Raw genomic sequence first — 22,281 nt, forward strand, 5'->3', positions numbered from 1 at the left:
TGGGGCAAATAATCCGGATCTGTCATTCGGCGCGATCACCGGCGTTTGGCGGCTCGTCCCCGGGCTCTTCGCGCGAATTCGACTAAAGTCTTAATTCCAAAGTCATAATCCCAAAGCCGCGCTGCCGCGGCTGCCGCTTTTCTGCCATTCTTTCTCGCCCGCAACCACGTTCGCCCGGTCGAGGAGGGCCGGCGGGCGACGGACAGGCGTCCCAGAAAAGCCGTTGAAATGGAGGATTTCACAATGGCCAATGTTGCGACAGCGGAGGGCCGCAGGGCCGGCCCCATGTCAAGCGAGGAGAAGAAGGTCATCTTCGCCTCCTCGCTCGGTACCGTCTTCGAATGGTATGACTTCTATCTCTACGGCTCGCTGGCCGTCTTCATCGGCGCGGCCTTCTTCAGCGACTATCCGGAAACGACGCGCAACATCTTCGCGCTGCTGGCCTTTGCCGCCGGTTTCCTCGTGCGCCCGTTCGGCGCGCTGGTCTTCGGCCGCCTCGGCGACCTCGTCGGCCGCAAGTACACCTTCCTGGTCACCATCCTGATCATGGGTCTGTCGACCTTCCTGGTCGGCATCCTGCCCGGATCGGCCTCGATCGGCATCGCCGCCCCGATCGCGCTCTTGGCACTGCGCATGCTGCAGGGCTTGGCGCTCGGCGGTGAATACGGGGGCGCTGCGACCTACGTGGCCGAGCACGCCCCGCATGGCCGCCGCGGCTACTTCACCTCCTGGATCCAGACCACGGCGACGCTTGGCCTGTTCCTGTCGCTGGTCGTCATCCTCGGCGTCCAGTTCATGCTCGGCAAGGAAGCCTTCGCCGCCTGGGGCTGGCGCATTCCCTTCCTCGTCTCCGTCGTGCTCCTCGGCATCTCCGTCTGGATCCGCCTGAAGATGAACGAATCGCCCGCCTTCAAGAAGATGAAGGAAGAGGGCAAGGGCTCCAAGGCGCCGCTGACGGAAGCCTTCGGCCAGTGGCGCAACGCCAAGATCGCGCTCTTGGCGCTGTTCGGCGCCGTCGTCGGCCAGGCCGTCGTCTGGTACTCCGGACAGTTCTACGCGCTGTTCTTCCTGACCGGCGTGCTGAAGGTGGAAGGCCAGTCGGCCAACATCATGGTCGCCGTCTCGCTGCTGCTCGGTACCGGCTTCTTCGTCTTCTTTGGCTGGCTCTCCGACAAGGTCGGCCGCAAGCCGATCATCATGGCCGGCCTGCTTCTGGCCATCCTGACCTACTTCCCGCTGTTCAAGGCGCTGACCTGGGCCGGCAATCCGGCGCTCGCCCAGGCCCAGGCAACGGTGCGGGCGACCGTCACCGCGGCCCCCGGCGACTGCAAGTTCCAGTTCAACCCGACCGGCACGGCGAAGTTCACCACCTCGTGCGACATCGCCACCGCGTTCCTGACCAAGAATTCGGTGCCCTATGACGTCGTGACTACGGCTGCGGCCGGCACGCCGGCGACCGTGAAGATCGGCGAGAAGACGATCAGCAGCTTCGACGCCATCGCCGCCGGCGACCAGGCCAAGGCGCAGACCGCCGCCTTCGAGAAGCAGGTCAACATGGCGCTGCACGATGCCGGCTACCCGCTGGTGCGCGCCGCCGCCAAGGTGCCGGACGCCAAGCTGGACGCCTTCGTCGCCGCAAACCCGGAACTGAGCCTCGACGCCGCGGCCATCCGCGCCGGCGACAAGGCGACCATGACGGGCGCGGACCTCGTCGCCGCCAAGCTGATGACGGCCGACGAAGCCAAGGGCGTCGACAACATGGCGGTGTTCACGATCGCCAACGGCGGCGCCTACACGATGGTTGCCGACCCGGCGGCGGTCAACTGGATCAAGGTCATCGCCGTGCTGACCGTCCTGGTCATCTACGTGACCATGGTCTACGGCCCGATCGCGGCCCTGCTGGTCGAACTGTTCCCGACCCGCATCCGCTACACCGGCATGTCGCTGCCCTATCACATCGGCAATGGCTGGTTCGGCGGCCTGCTGCCGGCGACCGCCTTTGCGATGAGCGCCGCCAGGGGCGACATCTACTACGGCCTCTGGTACCCGATCGTCTTCGCCGCGATCACGCTCGTCATCGGCCTGCTGTTCCTGCCGGAAACAAAGGACCGGGATATCCACGCGATGGATTGATCCAACGATGTAATCCCGACAAGCGACCGGCGCGTGGCCACACGCGCCGGTTTTTCGTTGTCGTCAATCCTTTGCCGGGGCGTCGAAGTCCCGTTTGGGGACTGGCCATCCGGCGGCGTCGAGACGGAACAGCACGTTCCAGCGGGCGAACAGGAAGGCGGCCATCACCGCGCACCACAGCCCGACCAGCAGCCCGGCTGCGACGTCGCTCGGATAATGGGCGCCGACGATCACCCGCGACACGCCGATCAGCAGCGCGCCTGCAAGAAACAGCGGCCGCAGCCGCGGCACGAGCAGCGCGAATGCCCCGAAGAACGAGCCGACCGCCGCCGAGTGGCCGGAGGGAAAGCTCTCGAACACCATGTTTCCGGTAAAGGGCGTCAGGCTGTAGGCGCCGAGCTCGACCAGCATTTCCGGCCGCGCCCGGCCGATCAGCGTCTTCAGGAGGTGGACGAGCGCGCTGGCGCTGCCGATCGTGACGAAGAAATAGGAAAACAGCCGCATCGCCGTGCGCGCCCGGCCGGCGACCGTCTCGCTGCGACTGGCGTGATGGACGACGAAAGCCACGATCGCCAGGGATCCGGACCCGTAGATCATCCAGCGGAAGGTGCCGAAATCGGTGATCGTCCGGTTGAAGGTGACGATGGCCCCGGGCAGACCTTGCGCGTATTCCGACAGCTGCGCATCGAACGGGACGAGGGCGGCAACGAGCACGATGGCGGTGGTGAAGATCCACAGCGTGGAGGAAAGCGGCCGGTTCATGGGGGCTCCTGTTGCAAGCCCCGACCTTGGGCGCCGCCGCAGGCGTTTTCAAGATTGCGGCGAACTATTGGGGTAGGGGCGGGGGACCACGATCGACCTTGTCGCCGGGATAGCAATTGTACCGTGGCGGCCATATCGGCCGGCCAATGGAAGGCCACCGAGCGAGCCCTTTCCCGGCGCTTTGCACCGGCCCCGCCCCGCGGGACGGCAGGTTAGGCTGCGTCAGCGTCGTAGGGGAGGGGCTGCTTGGTTCGGCATGGGGCGTGGTCACGCCCGCCCTTGATCAGGCCGACAGTGCCTTGAACTCGGCGAGGATCGCGTCGCCCATCTCGGCGGTGCCGACCTTCGTGCAGCCCTCGGCCATGATGTCGCCGGTGCGGATGCCCTTCTCGAGCACGTTGGCGATCGCCTTCTCGAGATTGTCGGCCTCGGTCACGAGATTGAAGGAATAGCGCAGGCACATCGCGAAGGAGGCGATCATGGCGATCGGGTTGGCGATGCCCTTGCCGGCGATGTCGGGCGCCGAGCCGTGCACCGGCTCGTAGAGCGCCTTGCGCTTGCCGGTCTTCGGGTCCGGCGCGCCGAGCGAGGCCGACGGCAGCATGCCGAGCGAGCCGGTCAGCATGGCGGCGACGTCGGAGAGTATGTCGCCGAACAGGTTGTCGGTGACGATCACGTCGAACTGCTTCGGCGCCCGCACCAGCTGCATGCCGCCGGCGTCGGCCAGCATGTGCTCGAGCTGCACGTCGGAATAGGCGCGCTTGTGGGTCTCGGTCACGACCTGGTTCCACAGCACGCCCGACTTCATGACGTTGCGCTTCTCCATCGAGCAGACGCGGTTGTTGCGGGTGCGGGCCAGCTCGAAGGCGACGCCGGCGATGCGCTCGATCTCGTAGGTGTCGTAGACCTGCGTGTCGATGCCGCGCTTCTGGCCGTTGCCGAGGTCGATGATCTCCTTCGGCTCGCCGAAATAGACGCCGCCGGTCAGCTCGCGCACGATCAGGATGTCGAGGCCCTCGACCAGCTCCGGCTTCAGCGACGAGGCGTTGGCGAGCGCCGGATAGCAGATCGCCGGGCGCAGGTTGGCAAACAGCTTCAGGTCCTTGCGCAGCCGCAGCAGGCCGGCCTCGGGGCGCACCTCGTAGGGCACCGCGTCCCACTTCGGACCGCCGACGGCGCCGAATAGCACGGCGTCGGCTTTGAGCGCCTTCTCCATGTCCGCTTCCGAGATCGCCGCGCCATGCGCGTCGTAGGCCGAGCCGCCGACGAGGCCCTCGTCGGTGACGAAGCCGGCGCCCTTTTCGGCGTTCATGTAGGCGATGATCTTGCGGACTTCCGCCATGGCTTCCGGGCCGATGCCGTCGCCGGGCAGGAGGAGGAGGTTGCGCTCTGTCATGGGAGATTCCTTCTCGAAAAAAGCGGGTTCGCGGGGTTCTTAGCGCAACTTCCGTTCAAGGCAAATCGCGGCGGCGAAAGAAATTTGCGTCGCCGACGCCGCCGACCGATTGACGCCCGTGCCCACGCGCTACGCTTTCCGCCGGCCCGTTTCCGTTGCAGGATGGTCCTTGCCGGCCCGGCGTCCGGGCATCGCATAATGAGGAGAACCCGCCATGAAGATCGAGCCTTGCGGCAGCCGCCCGTCCGCGACCCCATCCGCCGATTATTTCACCGGTCGCGTCCGGCAGGATCCGATCATCGAGGCGCCCGAGCCGTCTCGGCTTCGCGCCGTGACGGTGACCTTCGAGCCGGGCGCGCGCACCGTCTGGCACACCCACCCGCTCGGCCAGACGCTGGTCGTCACCGCCGGTAAGGGGCTGGTGCAGAGCTGGGGCGGCCCCGTGAGGGATATCCGCGCCGGCGACACCGTCTGGTTCGAACCGGGCGAAAAGCACTGGCATGGCGCAGCACCCGACACCGCGCTGACCCACATCGCGCTGCAGGAGGCGCTGGACGGCAAGGCCGTCGACTGGCTGGAACCGGTCTCAGACGCGCAATATGCCGGCGCGTGAGCTGCCCTGAAGCATTTCACCCGAGGCCTACATCGGTTCCGGGGCAAGGGCATGCATTACAACAAAAACGAAAAGCAGATCGCGTGAAAGACTTCCACGCGATCTGCGGTGGGCTCAGAGCCCGAAGGCGTCCTTGAACTGGTACCACCAGGAGCCGATCGTCGAATACTGGGCGCGGAACATGCGGCCGCCGGGGAAGGGAATCCACGGCAGCTTCTCGAACCGGCTGAACCGGCTGACGTCGCCATGGATCGCTTCGCTCAGGATCTTGCCGAACAGGTGCGAGCCGGTGACGCCGTGGCCGCTGTAGCCATGGGCGAAATAGGTGTTCTTGCCGATCTTGCCCATCTGCGGCACCCGCGAGAAGGAGAGCGCGAAGTTGCCACTCCAGGCATAGTCGATCTTCACGCCCTTCAGCGACGGGAAAACCTTTTCCAGGTTGGGACGGATCTTCGCCCGCACGTCCGCCGGGTCGGTGCCGCCATAGACGGTGCCGCCGCCGAAGATCATGCGCTTGTCGGCCGAGAGCCGGAAATAGTCGAGGATGTAGCGCACGTCCTCGACGCACGTGTCGGACGGGATCAGCGCGTCGGCGCGATCGCCGAGCGGCTCGGTGGCGATCATCTGCGTCGAGACCGGCATGACGCGCGAAACCAGCTTCGGCACCACATTGCCGAGATAGGCGTTGCCGCAGAGCACGGCGACGTCAGCGATGACGCGTCCCCTCGCGGTATGGATGACCGGCTTGTCCGCCTCGTGCTCGACCCTGGTCACCGGCGACTGCTCGTAGACGATGCCGCCGAGCGATTCGAGAGCCTTGGCCTCGCCGAGAACGAGATTGAGGGGATGCATGTGGCCGCCGGTCGTATCCAGCATGCCGCCGACATAGGCGTCGGTGTTCACCAGCTTTCGCATCGCCGCCTTGTCGAGCAGCTGGTGGTCGTTCATGCCGTAGCGCTCCCAGAGCGCCTTCTTGTGCTCCAGTTCCTTCATGTGCGCCGAGGTATAGGCGGCGTAGATGTTGCCGTCCTTCAGGTCGCAGTCGATGCCGTACTGGGCGACGATGCGGCGGATGATCTTGCCGCCCTCCTGCACGAGGCTGCCGACGAAGGCGCCGGCCTCCTCGCCGTAGCGGCGCCGGATCGTGTCGAGGCTGGCGTTCAGGCCGTTGACGATCTGGCCGCCATTGCGCCCCGAGGCGCCCCAGCCGACGCCGGCGCCCTCGACGACGACGACCTTGTAGCCCTTTTCGGCGAGGTGGATTGCGGTCGACAGGCCGGAATAGCCGGCGCCGAGCACCGCCACGTCGGCCCGCACCTCGCCCTCGAGGATTTTCGGCGTGCGGATGATGTTGCGCGAGGCGGCGTAGTAGCTGTCGGGATAGCGGCCGTCGCCGGCATAGGATCGTGTGTCGTTGGCCATCAGACGATTTCCAGGTAAGCGCTGAACTCGAAGTCGGTGACTTGCTCGGCGAAGCCGGCGATCTCCTGCCGCTTGCAGGCGATCAGCATCGAGCGGAAGTCGGGATCGAAGATCTCCGATACGATCGAGCCGTTTTCGAAGGCGCTCACCGCCGAACCCCATTCGCTCGGGATGCGCGGCGCCTTCATCTGGTAGGCGCTGCCGACGACCGGCGGCGGCGGCTCCCACTTGTTGCGGATGCCCATCAGCGCGGCGCCGAGGATTCCGGCCATGACGAGATAGGGGTTGGCGTCGGCGCCGGCGACCCGGTGCTCGATGCGGCGGGCCGCGGGGTTGCCGCCTGGGATGCGGATCGCCGCGGTGCGGTTCTCATAGCCCCAGGTGATCGACGTCGGCGCATGGGTATCGGGCCGCAGCCGCCGGTAGGAATTGTAGTGCGGCGCAAACAACAGCGTCGTCTCCGCCATGCCGCGCGTCAGGCCGGCCACCGCGTGGCGCAGGATGTCGGAGCCCTGTTCGGTGCCGTCGTCGAAGACGTTCCTGCCGGCCTCGTCGACGAGGCTGAAGTGCACGTGCATGCCGCTGCCCGAGCGCAGGCCGTAGGGCTTGGCCATGAAGGTGGCGGCGAAGCCGTGCTTGCGGGCCACGCCCTTGATGATGCGCTTGAAGAAAAGCGCATCGTCGGCGGCCTTCAGCGGATCGTCCGAATGCACCAGGTTGATCTCGAACTGGCCGATGCCGTTCTCGGCGACGGCGGAGTCGGCCGGCACGTTCTGCCGCTCGCATTCGGCATAGACGTCGGAGAAGAACTGGCCGAAGTCGTCCAGCTCGTCGATCGACAGGATCGCGTCGGAATCGAGGCGCTTGCCGGTATAGGGCGAGATCGGCGGCTCGGCATGATCCGGCTCCGGATCGATCAGGTAGAACTCCATCTCGGAGGCGACCACCGGCCGCAGCCCCAGTTCGTGATACTGGCGGACGATATGGGCCAGCGCCTGGCGCGGGTCGGCGAGGAACGGCTCGCCGTCCTCCTTGAACAGCCACAGCGGCACGACGGCGCTCGGCTTCAGCGTCCAGCCGACCGGCAGGGCGCCGCGGCCCGTCGGGCTGCAGACGCCGTCCTGGTCGCCGCTGGTGAACACCTGCGACGAATTGACGATGTCCTCGCCCCAGACGTCGACGCCGACGATCGACAGCGGCATGCGGATGCCGCCCTCCAGCACCTTCTTCGCCTGGCCAACCGGCACGCGCTTTCCGCGCAGGATCCCGTTCAGGTCGCAGACCACCGCCTGGATGCTTTCCACCGACTCCGCATTGATGAGCCAGTCGTTCCCCGCTGAATTCGTCATTGATTTTTCCATATCACATATTTATTATTGTGATCACATTTTGAAGATATGCACACTTTCTTGTTACCGGTCAAGCTGGTAAGAGCGAAGCAGAGGCGGGGCCGGAAACAGCGGTGCCCAGGCGGCCGGGAGGGAACGTTGGGAGCATTGAAACTGGCGCCGCTTGCTCGGCCGGACGGAATGCCCACCCACGAATACGCGCATCGACGGCTGCGCCAGGCGATCATGGTCGGTTCCATCCGCCCGGGGGAATCCCTCACCATCCGCGGCATCGCCGAGGCGATGGAGAGCAGTCCCACTCCCGTGCGCGAGGCGCTGCGGCGGCTTTCCTCCGAAGGGGCGCTGAAGGTGCTCGACAATCGCCGCATCATGGTGCCGAAGATGACCGCCGACCGGTTCGGCGAACTGATGGCGCTCCGGGCGGTGCTGGAGCAGCATGGCGCCCGCCGCGCCGTCGGCCACATCACCGAACGGCAGATCGACCGGCTCGCCGAGATCGACCGGGCGCTGGACGACGCGATCGCCCGCAAGGACAAGGCGACGGCGCTGCTTTTGAATCAGGAGTTCCACCGCACCCTCTACACCGCCAATCCGGACCAGATGATCATGCCGATGGTCGAGAGCGTCTGGCTGCAGCTCGGCCCCTTCCTCGGCATTGCCATGGAACACGTGGCGCAGCTCTATGTCGTTGACCGGCACCAGGAGGCGATCGCAGCGCTCCGCAAGCGCGACGAGGATGCCGTCGCCGCGGCAATCGCCGCCGACATCCGCGAGGGCATCGGCGGGTTCGACCGGGGCGCGATCGAAAATCTCCTCCGGCTGGCCGGCCAGTAGGGCGGTTCGCCGTCGCCGCCGGCGAGGGGCGGGAAGTCTGCCCATTTCGGTGCTTTCCTTTTGCCGTCCGGCGTGATCCTCTCGGGTACGGCTGCGCGGTGCTGGTGATCCGGCCGCGGCAGCCGGGACAAGCCGCGCAGACGACCTGCAGACGGGAAAGGATCAGAGCCATGTCATTTCCATTGTTTGATCTTTCCGGGCGACGGGCTCTCGTCACCGGGGCGGGGCAGGGCATCGGCTTCGCCCTTGCCGAGGGGCTCGCCGCCCATGGCGCCAGCGTGCTGCTGAATGGCCGTTCCGCCGAAAAGCTGACCGGCGCGGTGCAGGCGCTGCGCGACAAGGGTTATGCGGCGCAGGCCGCCCCCTTCGACGTGACCGACGGCGCCGCCGCGGCGCAGATGGTCGCGGTGATCGAGGAGGAAACCGGCCCGATCGACATTCTCGTCAACAATGCCGGCATGCAGTTTCGCGCCCCGCTCGAGGACTTCCCCGTCGAGAAATGGGACGAGCTGCTGCGCACCAATGTCTCCAGCGTCTTCCATGTCTCCCGCGCCGTCGCCCGCCACATGATCGGACGCGGCCGCGGCAAGATCATCAACATCGCCTCCGCCCAGAGCGAACTGGCGCGTCCCGGCATCGCTCCCTATACCGCGACCAAGGGCGCGGTGCGCAATCTCACGCGCGGCATGTGCGCCGACTGGGCGCGGCACGGCCTGCAGGTCAACGCCATCGCGCCCGGCTATTTCCGCACACCGCTGAACCAGGCGCTGGTCGACGATCCGCAGTTCACCGGCTGGCTGAAGAAGCGCACCCCGGCAGGCCGCTGGGGCGAGGTCGGCGAACTGGTCGGCGCGGCCGTCTTCCTCGCCTCCGACGCCTCCTCCTTCGTCAACGGCCATACGCTCTATGTCGACGGCGGCATCACCACCTCGCTGTGACCGCCGCATGCGCTTTCGGTGCCTTGCGTCGGTGCCCGCCCGTGTGCATTGATCGGGGCAACGGCGGAGAGATTTGAGGCGGAGCACATGAAGACGGATGTCATCGTTCTGGGCGCGGGCGTCGTCGGCATTTCGACGGCGATCCATCTGGCGCGGCGGGGGAAATCGGTGGTGCTCGTCGACCGGCGCGGGCCGGCGGAGGAGACCTCCTACGGCAATGCCGGGCTGATCCAGCGCGAGGGCGTCTACCCTTACGGCTTTCCGCACGATTTCGGCGCGCTGTTCCGCTACGCGCTGAACAACACGATCGATGCGCACTATCACCTCTCCGCGCTGCCCGGGCTGGTGCCGTTCCTGGCCCGCTACTGGTGGCATTCCGGCTTCCGGCAGCACCAGAACATCGCCCACATGTACGCGCCGCTGATCGAGCACTCGATCAGCGAGCACGCCGACCTGATCGAAGCCTCCGGCGCCGGCGCGCTGATCCGCAAGGACGGCTGGATGAAGGTGTTTCGTACCGAGAAGGCCCGCGATGCGGCCTATGCCGAGGCCGAGCAGTGGTCGGCAAAGTTCGGGGTCAATCATCAGAAGTTCACCGCCGCCGAGATGAAGCAGGTCGAGCCCGATATCCGCGCCGAGCTGACCGGCGGCCTGCGCTGGACCGATCCCTGGTCGATCCTCGATCCGGGCGCGCTGCTGAAGGCCTATGTAAAATATTTCCAGTCGCTCGGCGGCACCCTGGCGGCGGGTGATGCCGCGACGATCGAGCATGTGCTGGAGGGCGAGAACTGGCGCATTGCCACCCCGGAGGGGCCACTCGAAGCCCGCGACGTCGTCGTGGCGCTCGGCCCCTGGGCAGACACCGTCACGCGAAAGCTCGGCTACCACTTCCCGCTCGCGGTGAAGCGCGGCTATCACATGCACTATGGTGCCGCCGAGGGCGCTAAGCTTAACAACTGGGTGCTGGATGCCGAGCGCGGCTACTTCCTGGCGCCGATGAACCGCGGCATCCGCCTGACGACCGGCGCCGAGTTCGCCAGGCGCGACGCCCGCAAGACGCCGGTGCAGCTGCGCCGCGCCGAGAAGGTGGCGCGCGAGTTTTTCCCGCTCGCCGAGCGCCGCGACGACGAGCCCTGGATGGGGGCGCGGCCCTGCACGCCGGACATGATGCCGATCATCGGCAAGGCGCCGCGCCATGCCGGCCTGTGGTTCGCCTTCGGCCATGCCCATCACGGCATGACACTTGGGCCGATCACCGGTCGCGTGCTGGCCGAAAAGATGCTCGGCGAGCGGCCCGTCCTCAACATCGGTCCCTACCGGCCGGAGCGTTTTCTGGCCTGACCCGGGCCGGAGCCGTTCGGACGGAAATCCGGTCTCGCCTCGAAGCTGCCCAGAGCCGGCGCGTGCCCCTGAGCCAGCGCTGCGAGCGTTTCCGCCCTGCGGAGGGAAGAAAAACCCTTTTAGCGGCTGATCCGCGTCGACAGGATGATCGAGGAAAGCGTCCGCTCCACGCCCTCGATCGCGCCGATCCGGTCGATCAGATCATCGAGTTCGGCAATCGAAGCCGCGGCGACGATGGCGATAAGGTCGAACGTGCCGGAAACGGAGTGAAGCGCGCGTACCTCGGTGATGGCGTGCAATTCGGTCGTGATCCGCGACAGAGTCTTCGGCGCAATCGTGATCAGCACGTGCGCCTTCACCATGCCGCCCTCATACTCGTCCGACAGCCGCACGCCGTAGCCGGTGATCACCCCTTCCCGCTCCAGCCGCTCGATCTTGGCCTGCACAGTCGTGCGCGACAGGCCGAGCCTTCGCGCGATCGTTGCGGTTTGCTCGCGGGCGTTCTCGCTGAGGATGGCGAGGAGTTCGCGATCCTTTGGATTCAACGTCGGTAACGTCGATATGGCCATTCTTGTCGTCACTTTGCCGATACGGATGGTGCAATATGCCAAATCCGCAGCTGTGAATCGACAGGAATCGGCGCGAAAATCTTGCCGTCAGTTTATTGCCTTACCGGGGGAAGCATTCATGAAAGACATCGTCGTTATCGGCGCGGGCAAGATCGGCTCCACCATGGCGCGCATGCTCGCGCATAGCGGAGACTACAACGTCACCATCGCCGACCGTTCGGCCGAGCAGCTCGCAGCCATCGAGGCGCACAAGGCCGTGAGCACCGCCGTCGTCGACATCGCCGACGGCAAGGCGCTGGTCAACCTGCTCAAGGGCAAGTTCGCCGTTCTCAGCGCCGCGCCCTATCACCTGACCGTGGCGATCGCCGAGGCCGCGGCCGCCGCCGGCATCCATTACCTCGATCTCACCGAAGACGTCGAATCCACCCGCGCCGTCAAGCGCATCGCCGCCACGGCCGAGACCGCCTTCATCCCGCAGTGCGGCCTGGCGCCGGGCTTCATCTCGATCGTCGCCAACGACCTCGCCAGCCGTTTCGATACGCTGGAAAGCGTGCGCATGCGCGTCGGCGCCCTGCCGCAATATCCGTCGAACGCGCTCAACTACAACCTCACCTGGAGCACCGACGGCGTCATCAACGAATACATCGAGCCGTGCGAGGCGATCGTCGAAGGTTCGCTGATCGAGGTTCCCGCGCTCGAGGAGCGCGAGGAATTCTCGCTCGACGGCGTCACCTATGAGGCCTTCAACACCTCCGGCGGCCTCGGCACGCTGTGCGAGACGCTCAAGGGCAAGGTGCGGACGCTGAACTACAAGACCATCCGCTATCCCGGCCATGTCGGCATTATGAAGGCGCTCTTGAACGACCTGGGCCTCCGCCATCGCCGCGAAGTGCTGAAGGACATCTTCGAGAACGCGCTGCCGACCACCACCCAGGACGTCGTGATCATCTTCGTCACCGTCTCGGGCCGCAAGGACGGCCGCCTGGTCCAGGAAACCTACGCCAACAAGGTCTACAGCGCCGTCGTCGCCGGCCGCATGCACTCGGCGATCCAGATCACCACCGCCGGCTCGATCTGCGCCGTGCTCGACATGCTCGCCGACGGCTCGCTGCGTGCCAAGGGCTTCGTCAAGCAGGAAGAAATCGGCCTCGACGCCTTCCTCGCCAACCGCTTCGGCCACTACTACGCCCAGGAGCATCACGGCCACCGCGCTGCGAGCTGAATTTTTCACACGATACACTCGCGCCATAACCAAGTAGTAATGGGGCGCAGTCGTGTTTCTTTCCCCCACGCAAAAGAAATTCTGCGTGGGTTTTTTGATAAGGATTACACTGAATTTCGAGAGCTTTTGCTTGTTTCGTCGGCTTAGCAGATTTTACGTAAATCGGAGCTCACGAAAGCAAAGGTTGACATTGGGCTGCATAGCCCCTATCTATAGTAAATCGATATTTGCTTGCTGAGCTTTGCTTCCCGCGCATGTGGCAACCGCGCCCTGAACGAACCTTTCTCTCAAAAATCGCTATGTCACTATCCGCAGCGCAACCTCGCGGCGGTCGTTCAATATGCTATGAAAGGGTTCATCATGACCACTGGCACAGTTAAATGGTTCAATGCCACCAAGGGCTTCGGCTTCATTCAGCCTGACAACGGCGGCCCGGACGCGTTCGTCCACATCTCCGCCGTCGAGCGCGCCGGAATGCGCGAGATCGTCGAAGGCCAGAAGCTCGGCTATGACCTGGAGCGCGACAGCAAGTCGGGCAAAATGTCTGCCTGCAACCTCCAGGCTGCCTAAATCGGTATCGGCTCTCCCTTGACCACGGATGTACTGGCACTGTCGAGAGCATGATCCCAACGAAGGTCAGGCAGTTTGCCTGGCCTTTTTTATTGCCGCTCGGTCGGCCGAGCCCGTCAGCGTCAGGACCACAATGACACAAACACACAGCAAATCGCGCCAACAGGCCGAGATCGCCTTTTCCAAGACCCAATCGCAATTCTTCGCGCGCGACCGCGCGCTGGAGGAGCAAGAGGCGATCGTCCGAGCCCGCGAGGAAAAGACCCTGCGCCTGCGGGAAGCCCGCCTGGCCAAGGAAACGCATGATCGGTCAACCGCGACCGCGGCGCTTAAATTGAAGCGCACCACAAAGGCCTGACCTTCAGGCCGCAACACGTCAACCGGGATACGGACTTGAGAAACACCAGAGACAATGAACTCGTCGATCGGCGCAGTGCCGCTGACAACGCCAAGGCTGCTCTTCTGCAGGCCTATCGTGCCGCAAAGACAGCTGCAGAACCGACCCAGCAAGCCCGCCAGGCGGAGCGTCAGGCGATCGCCGCAGCCAGGGAGGAACGGCGCGCCGAACGGGAGCGGGTAAAGATCGAAGAGCGGGAGCGCGTGCACGCCGAGGCGGCAGAGCGCGAGGCTGCGATCGCCGCTGCTGCGAGAGCCGAGGTCGAAGCGCGCGAAACGGCCGACAGGGACCGGATTGCTCGCGTCATCGAGGACGAGGCCGCTCGCAAGGCCGAGCGCGACCGGCGTTACGCCAATCGCAAAGCCAGACAAGCGTAGCGGCTCCCTTTACGAATCCCACACACTGGCTGCGCCTGGGGCAGATTGCCCCTCACCCTCTTCCCGCGTGCGGCGAAGGTGGCGCCAGCCGGATGGCGCGGGCCGTTCCGGCTGGACCTTCGAGTTTGTCGTCTCTCTCTCCCAAGGAAGACGGGCCTGATCAGGCGAGCTTGCCACAAGCCTCCGCGATCCGCTTCAGCGCTTCCTTCAGCTCCGCTTCCGACGTCGCATAGGAAATGCGGAAGTACGGCGACAGGCCGAAGGCGGAGCCCGGCACCACGGCGACGTGGGCGACCTCCAGCAGGTAATCGGTGAAGTCGGCGTCGGTCTCGATCCGCTTGCCGGCCGGCGTCGTCTTGCCGATCAAGCCGCCGCAGCCGGCAAAGGTGTAGAAAGCGCCTTCGGGCGTGCGGCAGTCGATGCCGTCAATCGCGTTCAGGCCGGAGACGACGAGGTCGCGGTGGTGCTTGAAGCTCGCTTGGCGCTCCTTCAGGAAACCTTGCGGGCCGTTCAGCGCCTCGACCGAAGCCGCCTGGCTGACGGAGGAGGGGCAAGAGGTCGCCTGGCTCTGGATCACCGCCATCGCCTTGATCAGCGCCTTCGGGCCGCCGGCATAGCCGATGCGCCAGCCGGTCATCGCATAGGCCTTGGAGACGCCGTTGATCGTCAGCGTCCGGTCCTTCAGCTGCGGCTCGATCGCAACCGGCGTGACGAACCTGAAGCCGTCATAGACGATGTGCTCGTACATGTCGTCGACCATCAGCCAGACATGCGGATGCTTCAGCAGCACGTCGAGCAGCGGACGATAGTCCGCCTCGCTGTAGGCGGCACCGGACGGGTTCGACGGCGAGTTCAAAAGCACCCAACGTGTCTTGTCGGTGATCGCCTTTTCGAGCTGCTCGGTCTTCAGCCGGAAGCCGGCCTCGGCGTCGCAGGGGATCAGCACCGGCACGCCGCCGCAGATCTCGACGATATCGGAATAGGAGGTCCAGTAGGGCGTCGGGATGATCACCTCGTCGCCGGGGTTGACGCTCGCCATGAAGGCGTTGAACAGGATCTGCTTGGCGCCGGTCGCAACGGTGACCTCGTCGAGCGCATAGTCGATGCCGTTCTCGCGGCGGAATTTTTCGGCGATCGCCTTCTTCAGCTCCGGCGTGCCGTCGAGGGCGGTGTACTTGGTCTCGCCGCGGTCGATCGCCGCCTTGGCCGCCTGCTTGACGTTGTCGGGGGTATCGAAATCAGGCTCGCCGGCACCGAGGATGATGACCGGCAGGCCTTCGCGCTTCATCGCCGCGGCCCGCGCGCCGATCTGCAGGATCTTGGAAACGCCGATCGAGGCGATCCGCGAGGCGGGCCTGAAGCCCGCCTCCTCTATCTTGGTCGCTATGGTCATGGGCGCTCGCTCGCCACTTACTCGATGTCGAAGGAGACGCCCTGTGCCAGCGGCAGGGCCTTCGAGTAGTTCACCGTGTTGGTGGCGCGGCGCATGTAGGCCTTCCAGGCGTCGGAGCCGGATTCACGACCGCCGCCGGTTTCCTTCTCGCCGCCGAACGCGCCGCCGATTTCAGCGCCCGAGGTGCCGATGTTGACATTGGCGATGCCGCAGTCCGAACCGTCAGCGGAGAGGAAACGCTCGGCCTCCTGCATGTTCAGCGTGAAGATCGACGAGGAAAGACCGGCCGTAACCGCATTGTGCTCCTCGAGCGCCTTGTCGAAGTCGGAATACTTCATGACGTAGAGGATCGGTGCGAAGGTCTCTTCGAGAACCGGGCCGGACTGCTTCGGCATTTCGACGATCGCCGGCTTGACGTAGTAGGCGGTGTCCTTGCCGGCTTCCGTCACGCGGTGGCCACCGACGACCTTGCCGCCTTCTGCCTTGGCCGCTTCCAGCGCCTTCTGCATGTTGTCGAAGGCCTGCTTGTCGACGAGCGGGCCGACGAGGGCGGAGGTTTCCAGCGGGTTGCCGACCGAGACGCTCTCATAGGCCTTCTTCAGGCGCGGCACGAGTTGGTCGTAGACGCTGTCGTGCACGAACAGGCGACGCAGCGTCGTGCAGCGCTGGCCGGCGGTGCCCATGGCGCCGAAGGCGATGGCGCGCAGCGCCATGTCGAGGTCGGCCGACGGGCAGACGATGCCGGCATTGTTGCCGCCGAGCTCGAGGATCGAGCGGGCGAAGCGCTTGGCAAGGCGCGGACCGACTTCCTTGCCCATTCGGGTGGAGCCGGTGGCCGAAACGAGGGCGATCTTCGGGTTGTCGACCAGGGCCTCGCCGATGGTGCGGTCGCCGATCAGCACTTGGCTCAGGTTCTTCGGCGCGTCGCCGAAGCGGGCGATGGCGCGCTCGAGGATCGCCTGGCTGGCAAGTGCGGTGAGCGGGGACTTCTCGGACGGCTTCCAGACGATCGGGTTGCCGCAGACGAGCGCCAGTGCTGCGTTCCACGACCAGACGGCGACGGGGAAGTTGAAGGCGGAGATGATGCCGACGACGCCGAGCGGGTGCCAGGTTTCCATCATCCGGTGGCCGGGACGCTCGGTGGCGATCGTCAGGCCGTAGAGCTGGCGGGAGAGACCGACGGCGAAATCGCAGATGTCGATCATTTCCTGCACTTCGCCGAGGCCTTCGGAGGTGATCTTGCCGGCCTCGATCGAGACGAGGCGGCCGAGGTCGGCCTTGGCGGCGCGCAGTTCCTCGCCGAGCAGCCGGACGAGCTCGCCGCGCTTCGGGGCCGGGACGAGGCGCCAGGCCTTGAAGGCCTCGTGGGCGGCGTCGATCGCCTTGTTGGTGTCTGCGGCCGAATGGGTCTTCAGCTTGGCGATCTCCTCGCCGGAAACCGGGCTGAAGGAAGCCATGTCGCCGCCCTGCCAGGCGGAGGCCGGTACACCGAGCTTGTCGAGAAGCTTGGCGGTTTCCTGTTTCACGTCGACGTTGGTCATGGTTGTGTTCTCCATTGTGACTCTATCGTTTCGCAGGCAGCCGACCGGCCGCCGATCTCTCAAAAGGTTACGCTGCCGAGCGGGCCCGGCGAGGTGATCGCCTTCAGCCCCGCGGCAAGCCTGCGGACCGCCTCCGGCGTGTAGCGGTCATAAAAGACCTGGTTCTTGCGGCCGATCGCGTGCTCGGCGCTGTAGCTCCCGCCGAACTCTTCCACTGCCACCATGAACACCCACTCGCGCAAACGCGCCTCGAAAGCGCCGTCCGACAGACGCGGATCATCGGCGGGAACGACCAGGTTGAAGTGCACGCCGCCGTCGCCGATATGGCCGAAGTCGCAGATCGTGACGTTCTCGAAATGTTGTGGCATCTCCGCCTTCATATGGTCGAGGAAGCGCATGATGTCACCCCGGCGGAAGGAAAGATCAAACGCGATCAGTCGACCGCTATGCTTCACCCCTTCCGACAGCGCGTGGCGCAACGCCCACATCTCCGCCGGCGGACCGACGAAGGCGTCGGCGAGCGGCGTTTCCTCACGTTCCCAGATCCCGCCCAGCACCTCTTCCAGCACCGCATCCAGCGGCTGTTCGCCTTCGCGCGGCGGCGAGGTGCGGGAGATTTCTGTGAGGATGACGAAATCCGGCACGACCCCGCCCTGGAAGGGATTGCGCAGCGACGGCACGTGCGAAAAGGCCGCCGCGACCGCGTTCCTCGACATGCCCTCGAAGGCGGAAAGATAGCTGCCCAGCGCATCTTCCATCGCCACCAGCAGTTCCGGCACGCGGTCGGGCGAGGCGGGCACCAGCAAGGCGGTGGCGACCTGGCGCGGCAGCGGCTCGAGGTTCAGCACGCATTCGGTGACGATCCCGAAGGCGCCCGAGGTGCCGATGAAGAGCTGTTTCCAGTCGACGCCGGTATTGTCCTTGCGCAGGCCGCGGCCAAGGTCGAGCACCGTGCCCGCCTCGTCGGCCAGCACCACCTTCAGGCCCAGCGTGTTGCGGCGCACGTCGCCGTAGCGCAGGAACCGCGAGCCGCCGGTATTGGTGGCGATCATGCCGCCGAGCCGCGGGTCGGCGCCGAGGTCGATCGGGAAGAACAGGCCCGCGTCTTCCAGCCGGCCGTTGACGTCGGAGAGCCGCAGCCCGGCCCCGGCCGTCAGCGTCCGGTTCACCCGGTTCAGTTGGAAGGGCGTGGTAAGGCGATCCAGGCTCAGCACACCTTGGCGACCCGATCCGTCCGGCGTCGAGCCGGAGACGAGACCGGTGTTGCCGGATTGCGGCACGAGCGCGATGCCGTTCTTCACGCAATAGGCGACGACGGCCGAGACTTCGCCGGTCGAGGCCGGGCGCGCGACGAAGGCGGCACGGCCCTTATCGTAGCGCGCGCCGGTCTCGTAGGCCGCCATATCGGCCGGTTCGGTGAGAAGGCCCTTCTCGCCAAGCAGCACGCGCAGTGCCTCGATATGCGTCTCTTCGATCATCGCCCGTTCGTCACTCCGCAGCGACCGCCATGTTGACGATGTCCAGGCACATTTCAAGCGAGGCACGCCGAATGCCGGCATAGTGGGCGAATTCGTCGAGCACCGGGCCGCCGAGGTCACGCTCGAACATCACCTGGTTCGGGCTTGCAACGAAGTCCTGGGTCGCATCGTCGCCGAGGTTCGACTGGAAGATCCCCGCGGCGCTGACCGGCAGGAAGTCTTCGTAGACGATCGGGTCGAACTGGATGAGGCCGGCCTCGATCGCTGTTTCGAGATCGGCGCGGCGACCGCTGACGCGCTTGCCCTTTTCCGTCAGGGAGTAGCTGAAATAGCCGAGTCCCGCCTTGCGGATGCCGTCCCAATCGTCCGGGAACGCCTTGAAGACGTCGGCGAGCGCGGCTTCGTATTCGGCGGCGTTCGAACCGTCGGCGGCCGGCCGCACGATGGCGCGGGTGTCGTTGAGGAGCTTGTCGTAAAGGGCGCGGCCCTTCGGGGTCAGCGCGATGCCGCGCTGCTCGATCTCGCCAAAGCGGGCGGTGTGGGAACCGGGTTTCCAGGCCCCGTTCTCGCCGACGAAGGAAACCGGCTCCTCCAGCGCCTTGAAAGAGGTCTGGCGCAGCAGGATCGGGCACTTGCGGGTCGGAGGTCCCTCGACGACAGCCTTCGGAGCTATGCCTTCCTCCGGCATCAGCGCCTGCACCTCGTCGATGTCGAGGGTGCGCGGGGTGAGGTGGTTGATATGCGGGCCCTTGAAGGAAACGACATCGGCGATCAGCCGGTGCGCATCGTGCAGCCGCTTGTACATTTCGGCGGAAACGATCGCCTGGTCGTGCCAGCGGAAGGTCTCCAGCACCTCGCGGACGAATTCGGCAGCGTCGGAAGCGTCGAGCCCGCCTTCCTTCTCCGCCTTTTCGACCAGTTCGATCGCCCGCTCGGTGAAGATCTTCCGCGAAGCGAGCACCGCGGCGGCCTCGGCGCGCAGGGCCTCGTCGGCAATCAGGTCGAGACGCAGCAGCGAGGTGAACACCCGGAACGGGTTGCGCTTCAGCGCCGCGTCGCCGACCGGGCGGAAGGCGGTGGAGTGGACCGGCACGCCGGCGGTCGACAGGTCGTAATAGCCGACCGGATACATGCCCATCACCGCGAAGACGCGGCGCATCATCGAGAGCTCTTCCGGCGTCCCGAGCCAGATCGCGCCGTGACGCTCCTCGGAGATGCGCTCGAGCGAGTCGGTCGCTTCGAGGCGGGCCTGGAGGTGCGGGTCGGCCGCCAGCGTCTCTTCGTTGACGCGCGCCACCAGTGCCATCAGCGTGCCGTATGCCGGCACCTCGTTGCGGTACATGGCGGACATGGCGGCGGAAAAGTCCGAGCGGATCGCGTCGGCGGAAACATGCGTTCTGGCTGTCATGCGTCAGTCTCGTCTCATTTTGCGCGATTCCGGGCGGAAATCGCTTCACACTCTTCCTGGTATTGGTCTACAAGGGTGGGAGGACCCGTTCATTCTGAAAACAGATCATAACGGATCGCACTGGCGAGTGATCGCGCATGTTTTGACTGGGTTGATGCGAGAGTCGAATGAAGTTGAGCCGCAGGTTGATACCCGACGTGACGACGCTGCAGGCCTTCGAGTGCGCGGCGCGCCATGGCAGCTTCACGCAGGCCGCCAATGAGCTGAATCTCACCCAGAGCGCCGTCAGCCGCCAGATCAAGGACCTCGAGGAGCAGCTCGGCGTTCTCCTGTTCGAGCGCGTGCGCCAGCGCGTCGTGCTCTCCGAGGACGGCCGTCGCTTCCTGCCGGAAGTGCGCAAGCTGCTGCACCAGACCGAAGAGACGATGCTGCGCGCCATGTCGGCGGCACGCTCCGACCACAGCCTGACGATCGCGACGCTGCCGACCTTCGGCAGCCGCTGGCTGACCCCGCGGCTGCCCGCCTTCCTCGCGCAGTTTCCGGGCACCGTCATCAACGTCGCCTCGCGTTCCGCACCGTTCGACTTCGACGAGGAGAGTTTTGATCTCGCCATCCACTACGGCCAGCCCGTCTGGGCCCGCGCCAGCTGCTCCTATCTCTGCAGCGAGGTGATCCTGCCGGCGGGGAGCCCGGAGTTGCTGCGGCACTGGAAGCTCGCGGATCCGACCGATCTGGAGAGCGCGCCGCTGCTGCATCTCGCCACCCGCCCGAAGCTGTGGGCGCAGTGGTTCGAGCTGAACGGCGGGGCGGCCGAGACCGCCTATCGCGGTCATCGCTTCGACCAGTTCTCGATGGTCATCGAGGCGGCGGTGGCGGGGCTCGGCTTTGCGCTGCTGCCGCGCTACCTGATCGAGCAGGAGCTTGCCAGCGGGCGGCTTTCGGTGGTGTTCGACCGGCCGATGCAGACCGACAACAGCTATTATCTCGTCGTGCCGGAGGGCAAGCTGGAGAACTCGCTGAGCCAGGCTTTTCGGGCCTGGATCGCCACGCAGGTCACCTGATACCGATCCATCGGCCGAACCGCTCATTCGCAGCCAGAATGATCCGGTGTCGAAACAGCACTTTCCTCCTTGCCTTCGATCGTCGAATGTGGCGGCATCGGAAAACCTCCCAACCCGGCGATCGAAGAACATTTTCATGCAGAACGACCCGCGTTCCCACGGTCTGTGGGAAATGACCGCCCCGCCCGCCCCCGCAACCGAGACGCTGACCGGCGCTACCGAGGCCGACGTTGTGATCGTCGGCGGCGGCTTCACCGGCTTTTCGGCGGCACTGCATCTGGCCGAGCGCGGCACGAAGGTGGTGCTTCTCGAAGGCAAGGAAATCGGCTTCGGCGGTTCGGGGCGCAATGTCGGCCTCGTCAATGCCGGCATGTGGGTGATGCCGGACGACCTGCCGGGCGTCCTCGGCGACCTCTATGGCGGCCGACTGCTCGATCTTCTCGGCAACGCCCCTCGCCTCGTCTTCGAACTGGTGCAAAAGCACGCGATCGACTGCGAGATCAACCCGGTCGGCACCCTCCACTGCGCCGTCGGCAAGTCCGGCCTTGAGGAGCTTCAGGCCCGCGCCGAGCAGTGGGCAAGGCGCGGCGCTCCCGTGAGGCTGCTCGATGCGGCTGAGACGGCGCGGCGCGTCGGCACCTCCGCCTATACCGGCTCGCTGCTCGACATGCGGGCCGGCACGATCCAGCCGCTCGCCTATGTGCGCGGCCTGGCCAGGGCAGCCATCGCCGCCGGCGCCAGGGTCTATACGGCAAGCCCGGTCACCGGTGCGGAGCAATCCGGCCGCCGCTGGACGGTGAAGACCGACCGGGGATCGGTGACGGCCGACTGGGTGATCGTCGCCACAAACGCCTACACGGTCGCCCCCTGGGCGGAGGTGCGGGCCGAGCTGGTGCATCTTCCCTATTTCAACTTCGCCACGAAGCCGTTGTCACCGGCGATGCAGGCGAAAATCCTGCCCGGTCGCGAAGGGGCATGGGACACGGAGGAAATCCTCTCCTCCTATCGCTACGACCGGCTCGGCCGGCTGGTGTTCGGCAGCGTCGGCGCGCTGCGCGGCACCGGCACCGCGATCCACAAGGCCTGGGCGCGGCGAGCGCTCAAAAAACTCTTTCCCGAGATCGGCGACGTGGAGTTCGAGGCCGAATGGTACGGCAAGATCGGCATGACCGCCGACAACCTGCCGCGCTTCCACCGGCTTGCCCAGAACGTCATCGGCTTTTCCGGCTATAACGGCCGCGGGATTGCGCCGGGCACGGTGTTCGGCCGGGTGCTGGCGCAGCACATCTCAGGCGAGATTGCCGAAAAAGACCTGCCGCTCCCGGTGACCGACCCGGTGGCGCAGTCGTTCCGGCCGATCCGCGAGGGTTACTACGAGGTCGGCGCCCAGCTTGCCCATCTCGTGCAGGCCCGGATCTGAGTTTTTCCAACACAGGAGCCCGTGCGAATCATGGCGCAAGGGCCCCGTTCGCCGATG

The 22,281-nt window shown here is 65.7% G+C and carries 20 protein-coding genes; 11 read left to right on the forward strand and 9 right to left on the reverse strand.

Going from position 1 to position 22,281, the window contains the following annotated elements:
- Positions 1–243 precede the first annotated feature (243 nt).
- Positions 244–2,133 carry an MFS transporter gene (locus tag C7449_RS08005; RefSeq protein WP_108002267.1) on the forward strand — a complete coding sequence of 630 codons (1,890 nt, stop codon included), beginning with the start codon at positions 244–246 and terminating at the stop codon, positions 2,131–2,133.
- Positions 2,134–2,196: 63 nt separating this feature from the next.
- On the opposite strand, the gene C7449_RS08010 is transcribed toward C7449_RS08005, so the two are convergent.
- Positions 2,197–2,895 carry a phosphatase PAP2 family protein gene (locus C7449_RS08010; protein ID WP_108002268.1) on the reverse strand — a complete coding sequence of 233 codons (699 nt, stop codon included), beginning with the start codon at positions 2,893–2,895 and terminating at the stop codon, positions 2,197–2,199.
- 283 nt (positions 2,896–3,178) lie between these two features.
- Positions 3,179–4,291 (reverse strand): 3-isopropylmalate dehydrogenase, encoded by a 1,113-nt coding sequence (gene leuB, locus C7449_RS08015; protein ID WP_108002269.1) that lies wholly within the window; start codon positions 4,289–4,291, stop codon positions 3,179–3,181.
- A 214-nt stretch (positions 4,292–4,505) separates the two neighbouring features.
- Between leuB and C7449_RS08020 the strand changes: the two genes are divergently transcribed.
- Positions 4,506–4,904, forward strand: coding sequence for a (R)-mandelonitrile lyase (locus tag C7449_RS08020; protein ID WP_108002270.1), 399 nt, complete (start codon positions 4,506–4,508; stop codon positions 4,902–4,904).
- A gap of 114 nt (positions 4,905–5,018) precedes the next feature.
- Here C7449_RS08020 and C7449_RS08025 read toward each other — a convergent pair whose 3' ends face one another.
- Both C7449_RS08025 and C7449_RS08030 read right to left on the reverse strand, forming a co-directional pair.
- Entirely contained in the window at positions 5,019–6,326 is a 1,308-nt protein-coding gene (locus tag C7449_RS08025) for an NAD(P)/FAD-dependent oxidoreductase (RefSeq protein ID WP_108002271.1), read from the reverse strand.
- Positions 6,326–7,675 carry a glutamine synthetase family protein gene (locus tag C7449_RS08030; RefSeq protein ID WP_170115830.1) on the reverse strand — a complete coding sequence of 450 codons (1,350 nt, stop codon included), beginning with the start codon at positions 7,673–7,675 and terminating at the stop codon, positions 6,326–6,328. Before C7449_RS08030 ends, C7449_RS08025 begins: the two co-directional genes overlap by 1 nt.
- A 180-nt stretch (positions 7,676–7,855) precedes the next feature.
- Between C7449_RS08030 and C7449_RS08035 the strand changes: the two genes are divergently transcribed.
- The 3 genes from C7449_RS08035 to C7449_RS08045 all read left to right on the forward strand — a co-directional run bounded on the left by C7449_RS08035 (position 7,856) and on the right by C7449_RS08045 (position 10,788).
- Positions 7,856–8,509, forward strand: a complete 654-nt coding sequence (locus tag C7449_RS08035) for a GntR family transcriptional regulator (RefSeq protein ID WP_245414344.1) — start codon at positions 7,856–7,858, stop codon at positions 8,507–8,509.
- 170 nt (positions 8,510–8,679) lie between these two features.
- Positions 8,680–9,447 carry an SDR family oxidoreductase gene (locus C7449_RS08040; RefSeq protein WP_108002274.1) on the forward strand — a complete coding sequence of 256 codons (768 nt, stop codon included), beginning with the start codon at positions 8,680–8,682 and terminating at the stop codon, positions 9,445–9,447.
- An 87-nt stretch (positions 9,448–9,534) separates the two neighbouring features.
- A complete protein-coding gene (locus C7449_RS08045) occupies positions 9,535–10,788 on the forward strand; it encodes an NAD(P)/FAD-dependent oxidoreductase (protein WP_108002275.1) in 1,254 nt (417 codons plus the stop codon).
- Positions 10,789–10,907: 119 nt separating this feature from the next.
- Here the strand turns inward: C7449_RS08045 and C7449_RS08050 are convergent, their stop codons facing one another.
- A complete protein-coding gene (locus C7449_RS08050) occupies positions 10,908–11,357 on the reverse strand; it encodes an Lrp/AsnC family transcriptional regulator (protein ID WP_108002276.1) in 450 nt (149 codons plus the stop codon).
- Between the two features lie 118 nt (positions 11,358–11,475).
- Here C7449_RS08050 and C7449_RS08055 point away from each other — a divergent pair, with 118 nt between their 5' ends.
- The 4 genes from C7449_RS08055 (at position 11,476) to C7449_RS08070 (ending at position 13,923) form a co-directional block, all read left to right on the forward strand.
- Positions 11,476–12,579 carry a saccharopine dehydrogenase family protein gene (locus tag C7449_RS08055; protein WP_108002277.1) on the forward strand — a complete coding sequence of 368 codons (1,104 nt, stop codon included), beginning with the start codon at positions 11,476–11,478 and terminating at the stop codon, positions 12,577–12,579.
- Positions 12,580–12,939: 360 nt separating this feature from the next.
- Entirely contained in the window at positions 12,940–13,149 is a 210-nt protein-coding gene (locus C7449_RS08060) for a cold-shock protein (RefSeq protein ID WP_108002664.1), read from the forward strand.
- A gap of 133 nt (positions 13,150–13,282) precedes the next feature.
- Positions 13,283–13,507 (forward strand): hypothetical protein, encoded by a 225-nt coding sequence (locus tag C7449_RS08065; protein WP_108002278.1) that lies wholly within the window; start codon positions 13,283–13,285, stop codon positions 13,505–13,507.
- Between the two features lie 35 nt (positions 13,508–13,542).
- Positions 13,543–13,923: a DUF6481 family protein gene (locus C7449_RS08070; protein ID WP_108002279.1), complete on the forward strand. Its 381-nt coding sequence runs from the start codon at positions 13,543–13,545 to the stop codon at positions 13,921–13,923.
- 160 nt (positions 13,924–14,083) lie between these two features.
- On the opposite strand, the gene C7449_RS08075 is transcribed toward C7449_RS08070, so the two are convergent.
- From C7449_RS08075 to hglS, 4 genes are read right to left on the reverse strand one after another with little or no spacing between them, the layout of a single operon-like run.
- Positions 14,084–15,316: a pyridoxal phosphate-dependent aminotransferase gene (locus C7449_RS08075; RefSeq protein ID WP_108002280.1), complete on the reverse strand. Its 1,233-nt coding sequence runs from the start codon at positions 15,314–15,316 to the stop codon at positions 14,084–14,086.
- A gap of 17 nt (positions 15,317–15,333) precedes the next feature.
- Positions 15,334–16,857, reverse strand: coding sequence for an L-piperidine-6-carboxylate dehydrogenase (amaB, locus tag C7449_RS08080; protein ID WP_374828171.1), 1,524 nt, complete (start codon positions 16,855–16,857; stop codon positions 15,334–15,336).
- Positions 16,858–16,916: 59 nt separating this feature from the next.
- Entirely contained in the window at positions 16,917–18,335 is a 1,419-nt protein-coding gene (locus C7449_RS08085) for an FAD-binding oxidoreductase (protein ID WP_108002282.1), read from the reverse strand.
- Positions 18,336–18,345: 10 nt separating this feature from the next.
- Positions 18,346–19,743: a 2-oxoadipate dioxygenase/decarboxylase HglS gene (hglS, locus tag C7449_RS08090; RefSeq protein WP_108002283.1), complete on the reverse strand. Its 1,398-nt coding sequence runs from the start codon at positions 19,741–19,743 to the stop codon at positions 18,346–18,348.
- A 167-nt stretch (positions 19,744–19,910) separates the two neighbouring features.
- Between hglS and C7449_RS08095 the strand changes: the two genes are divergently transcribed.
- Positions 19,911–20,804 carry a LysR family transcriptional regulator gene (locus tag C7449_RS08095; RefSeq protein ID WP_108002284.1) on the forward strand — a complete coding sequence of 298 codons (894 nt, stop codon included), beginning with the start codon at positions 19,911–19,913 and terminating at the stop codon, positions 20,802–20,804.
- A 136-nt stretch (positions 20,805–20,940) separates the two neighbouring features.
- Complete coding sequence (locus tag C7449_RS08100; RefSeq protein WP_108002285.1) at positions 20,941–22,224, forward strand: NAD(P)/FAD-dependent oxidoreductase; 1,284 nt, start codon at positions 20,941–20,943, stop codon at positions 22,222–22,224.
- Positions 22,225–22,281: the final 57 nt, after the last annotated feature.

Origin of the sequence: Mycoplana dimorpha (assembly GCF_003046475.1) — a bacterium.
In the GTDB taxonomy this organism is placed as follows: domain Bacteria; phylum Pseudomonadota; class Alphaproteobacteria; order Rhizobiales; family Rhizobiaceae; genus Mycoplana; species Mycoplana dimorpha.

What these genes read in the sequence shown, in the direction of transcription:
- C7449_RS08050 (WP_108002276.1), bottom strand. Translation starts at nt 11,357, where the DNA reads ATGGCCATATCGACGTTACCGACGTTGAATCCAAAGGATCGCGAACTC.
- C7449_RS08020 (WP_108002270.1), top strand. Translation starts at nt 4,506, where the DNA reads ATGAAGATCGAGCCTTGCGGCAGCCGCCCGTCCGCGACCCCATCCGCC.
- C7449_RS08035 (WP_245414344.1), top strand. Translation starts at nt 7,856, where the DNA reads ATGCCCACCCACGAATACGCGCATCGACGGCTGCGCCAGGCGATCATG.
- C7449_RS08030 (WP_170115830.1), bottom strand. Translation starts at nt 7,675, where the DNA reads ATGACGAATTCAGCGGGGAACGACTGGCTCATCAATGCGGAGTCGGTG.
- C7449_RS08100 (WP_108002285.1), top strand. Translation starts at nt 20,941, where the DNA reads ATGCAGAACGACCCGCGTTCCCACGGTCTGTGGGAAATGACCGCCCCG.
- hglS (WP_108002283.1), bottom strand. Translation starts at nt 19,743, where the DNA reads ATGACAGCCAGAACGCATGTTTCCGCCGACGCGATCCGCTCGGACTTT.
- C7449_RS08040 (WP_108002274.1), top strand. Translation starts at nt 8,680, where the DNA reads ATGTCATTTCCATTGTTTGATCTTTCCGGGCGACGGGCTCTCGTCACC.
- C7449_RS08055 (WP_108002277.1), top strand. Translation starts at nt 11,476, where the DNA reads ATGAAAGACATCGTCGTTATCGGCGCGGGCAAGATCGGCTCCACCATG.
- C7449_RS08045 (WP_108002275.1), top strand. Translation starts at nt 9,535, where the DNA reads ATGAAGACGGATGTCATCGTTCTGGGCGCGGGCGTCGTCGGCATTTCG.
- C7449_RS08005 (WP_108002267.1), top strand. Translation starts at nt 244, where the DNA reads ATGGCCAATGTTGCGACAGCGGAGGGCCGCAGGGCCGGCCCCATGTCA.
- C7449_RS08075 (WP_108002280.1), bottom strand. Translation starts at nt 15,316, where the DNA reads ATGACCATAGCGACCAAGATAGAGGAGGCGGGCTTCAGGCCCGCCTCG.
- C7449_RS08010 (WP_108002268.1), bottom strand. Translation starts at nt 2,895, where the DNA reads ATGAACCGGCCGCTTTCCTCCACGCTGTGGATCTTCACCACCGCCATC.
- amaB (WP_374828171.1), bottom strand. Translation starts at nt 16,857, where the DNA reads ATGACCAACGTCGACGTGAAACAGGAAACCGCCAAGCTTCTCGACAAG.
- C7449_RS08025 (WP_108002271.1), bottom strand. Translation starts at nt 6,326, where the DNA reads ATGGCCAACGACACACGATCCTATGCCGGCGACGGCCGCTATCCCGAC.
- leuB (WP_108002269.1), bottom strand. Translation starts at nt 4,291, where the DNA reads ATGACAGAGCGCAACCTCCTCCTCCTGCCCGGCGACGGCATCGGCCCG.
- C7449_RS08085 (WP_108002282.1), bottom strand. Translation starts at nt 18,335, where the DNA reads ATGATCGAAGAGACGCATATCGAGGCACTGCGCGTGCTGCTTGGCGAG.
- C7449_RS08095 (WP_108002284.1), top strand. Translation starts at nt 19,911, where the DNA reads ATGAAGTTGAGCCGCAGGTTGATACCCGACGTGACGACGCTGCAGGCC.
- C7449_RS08060 (WP_108002664.1), top strand. Translation starts at nt 12,940, where the DNA reads ATGACCACTGGCACAGTTAAATGGTTCAATGCCACCAAGGGCTTCGGC.
- C7449_RS08065 (WP_108002278.1), top strand. Translation starts at nt 13,283, where the DNA reads ATGACACAAACACACAGCAAATCGCGCCAACAGGCCGAGATCGCCTTT.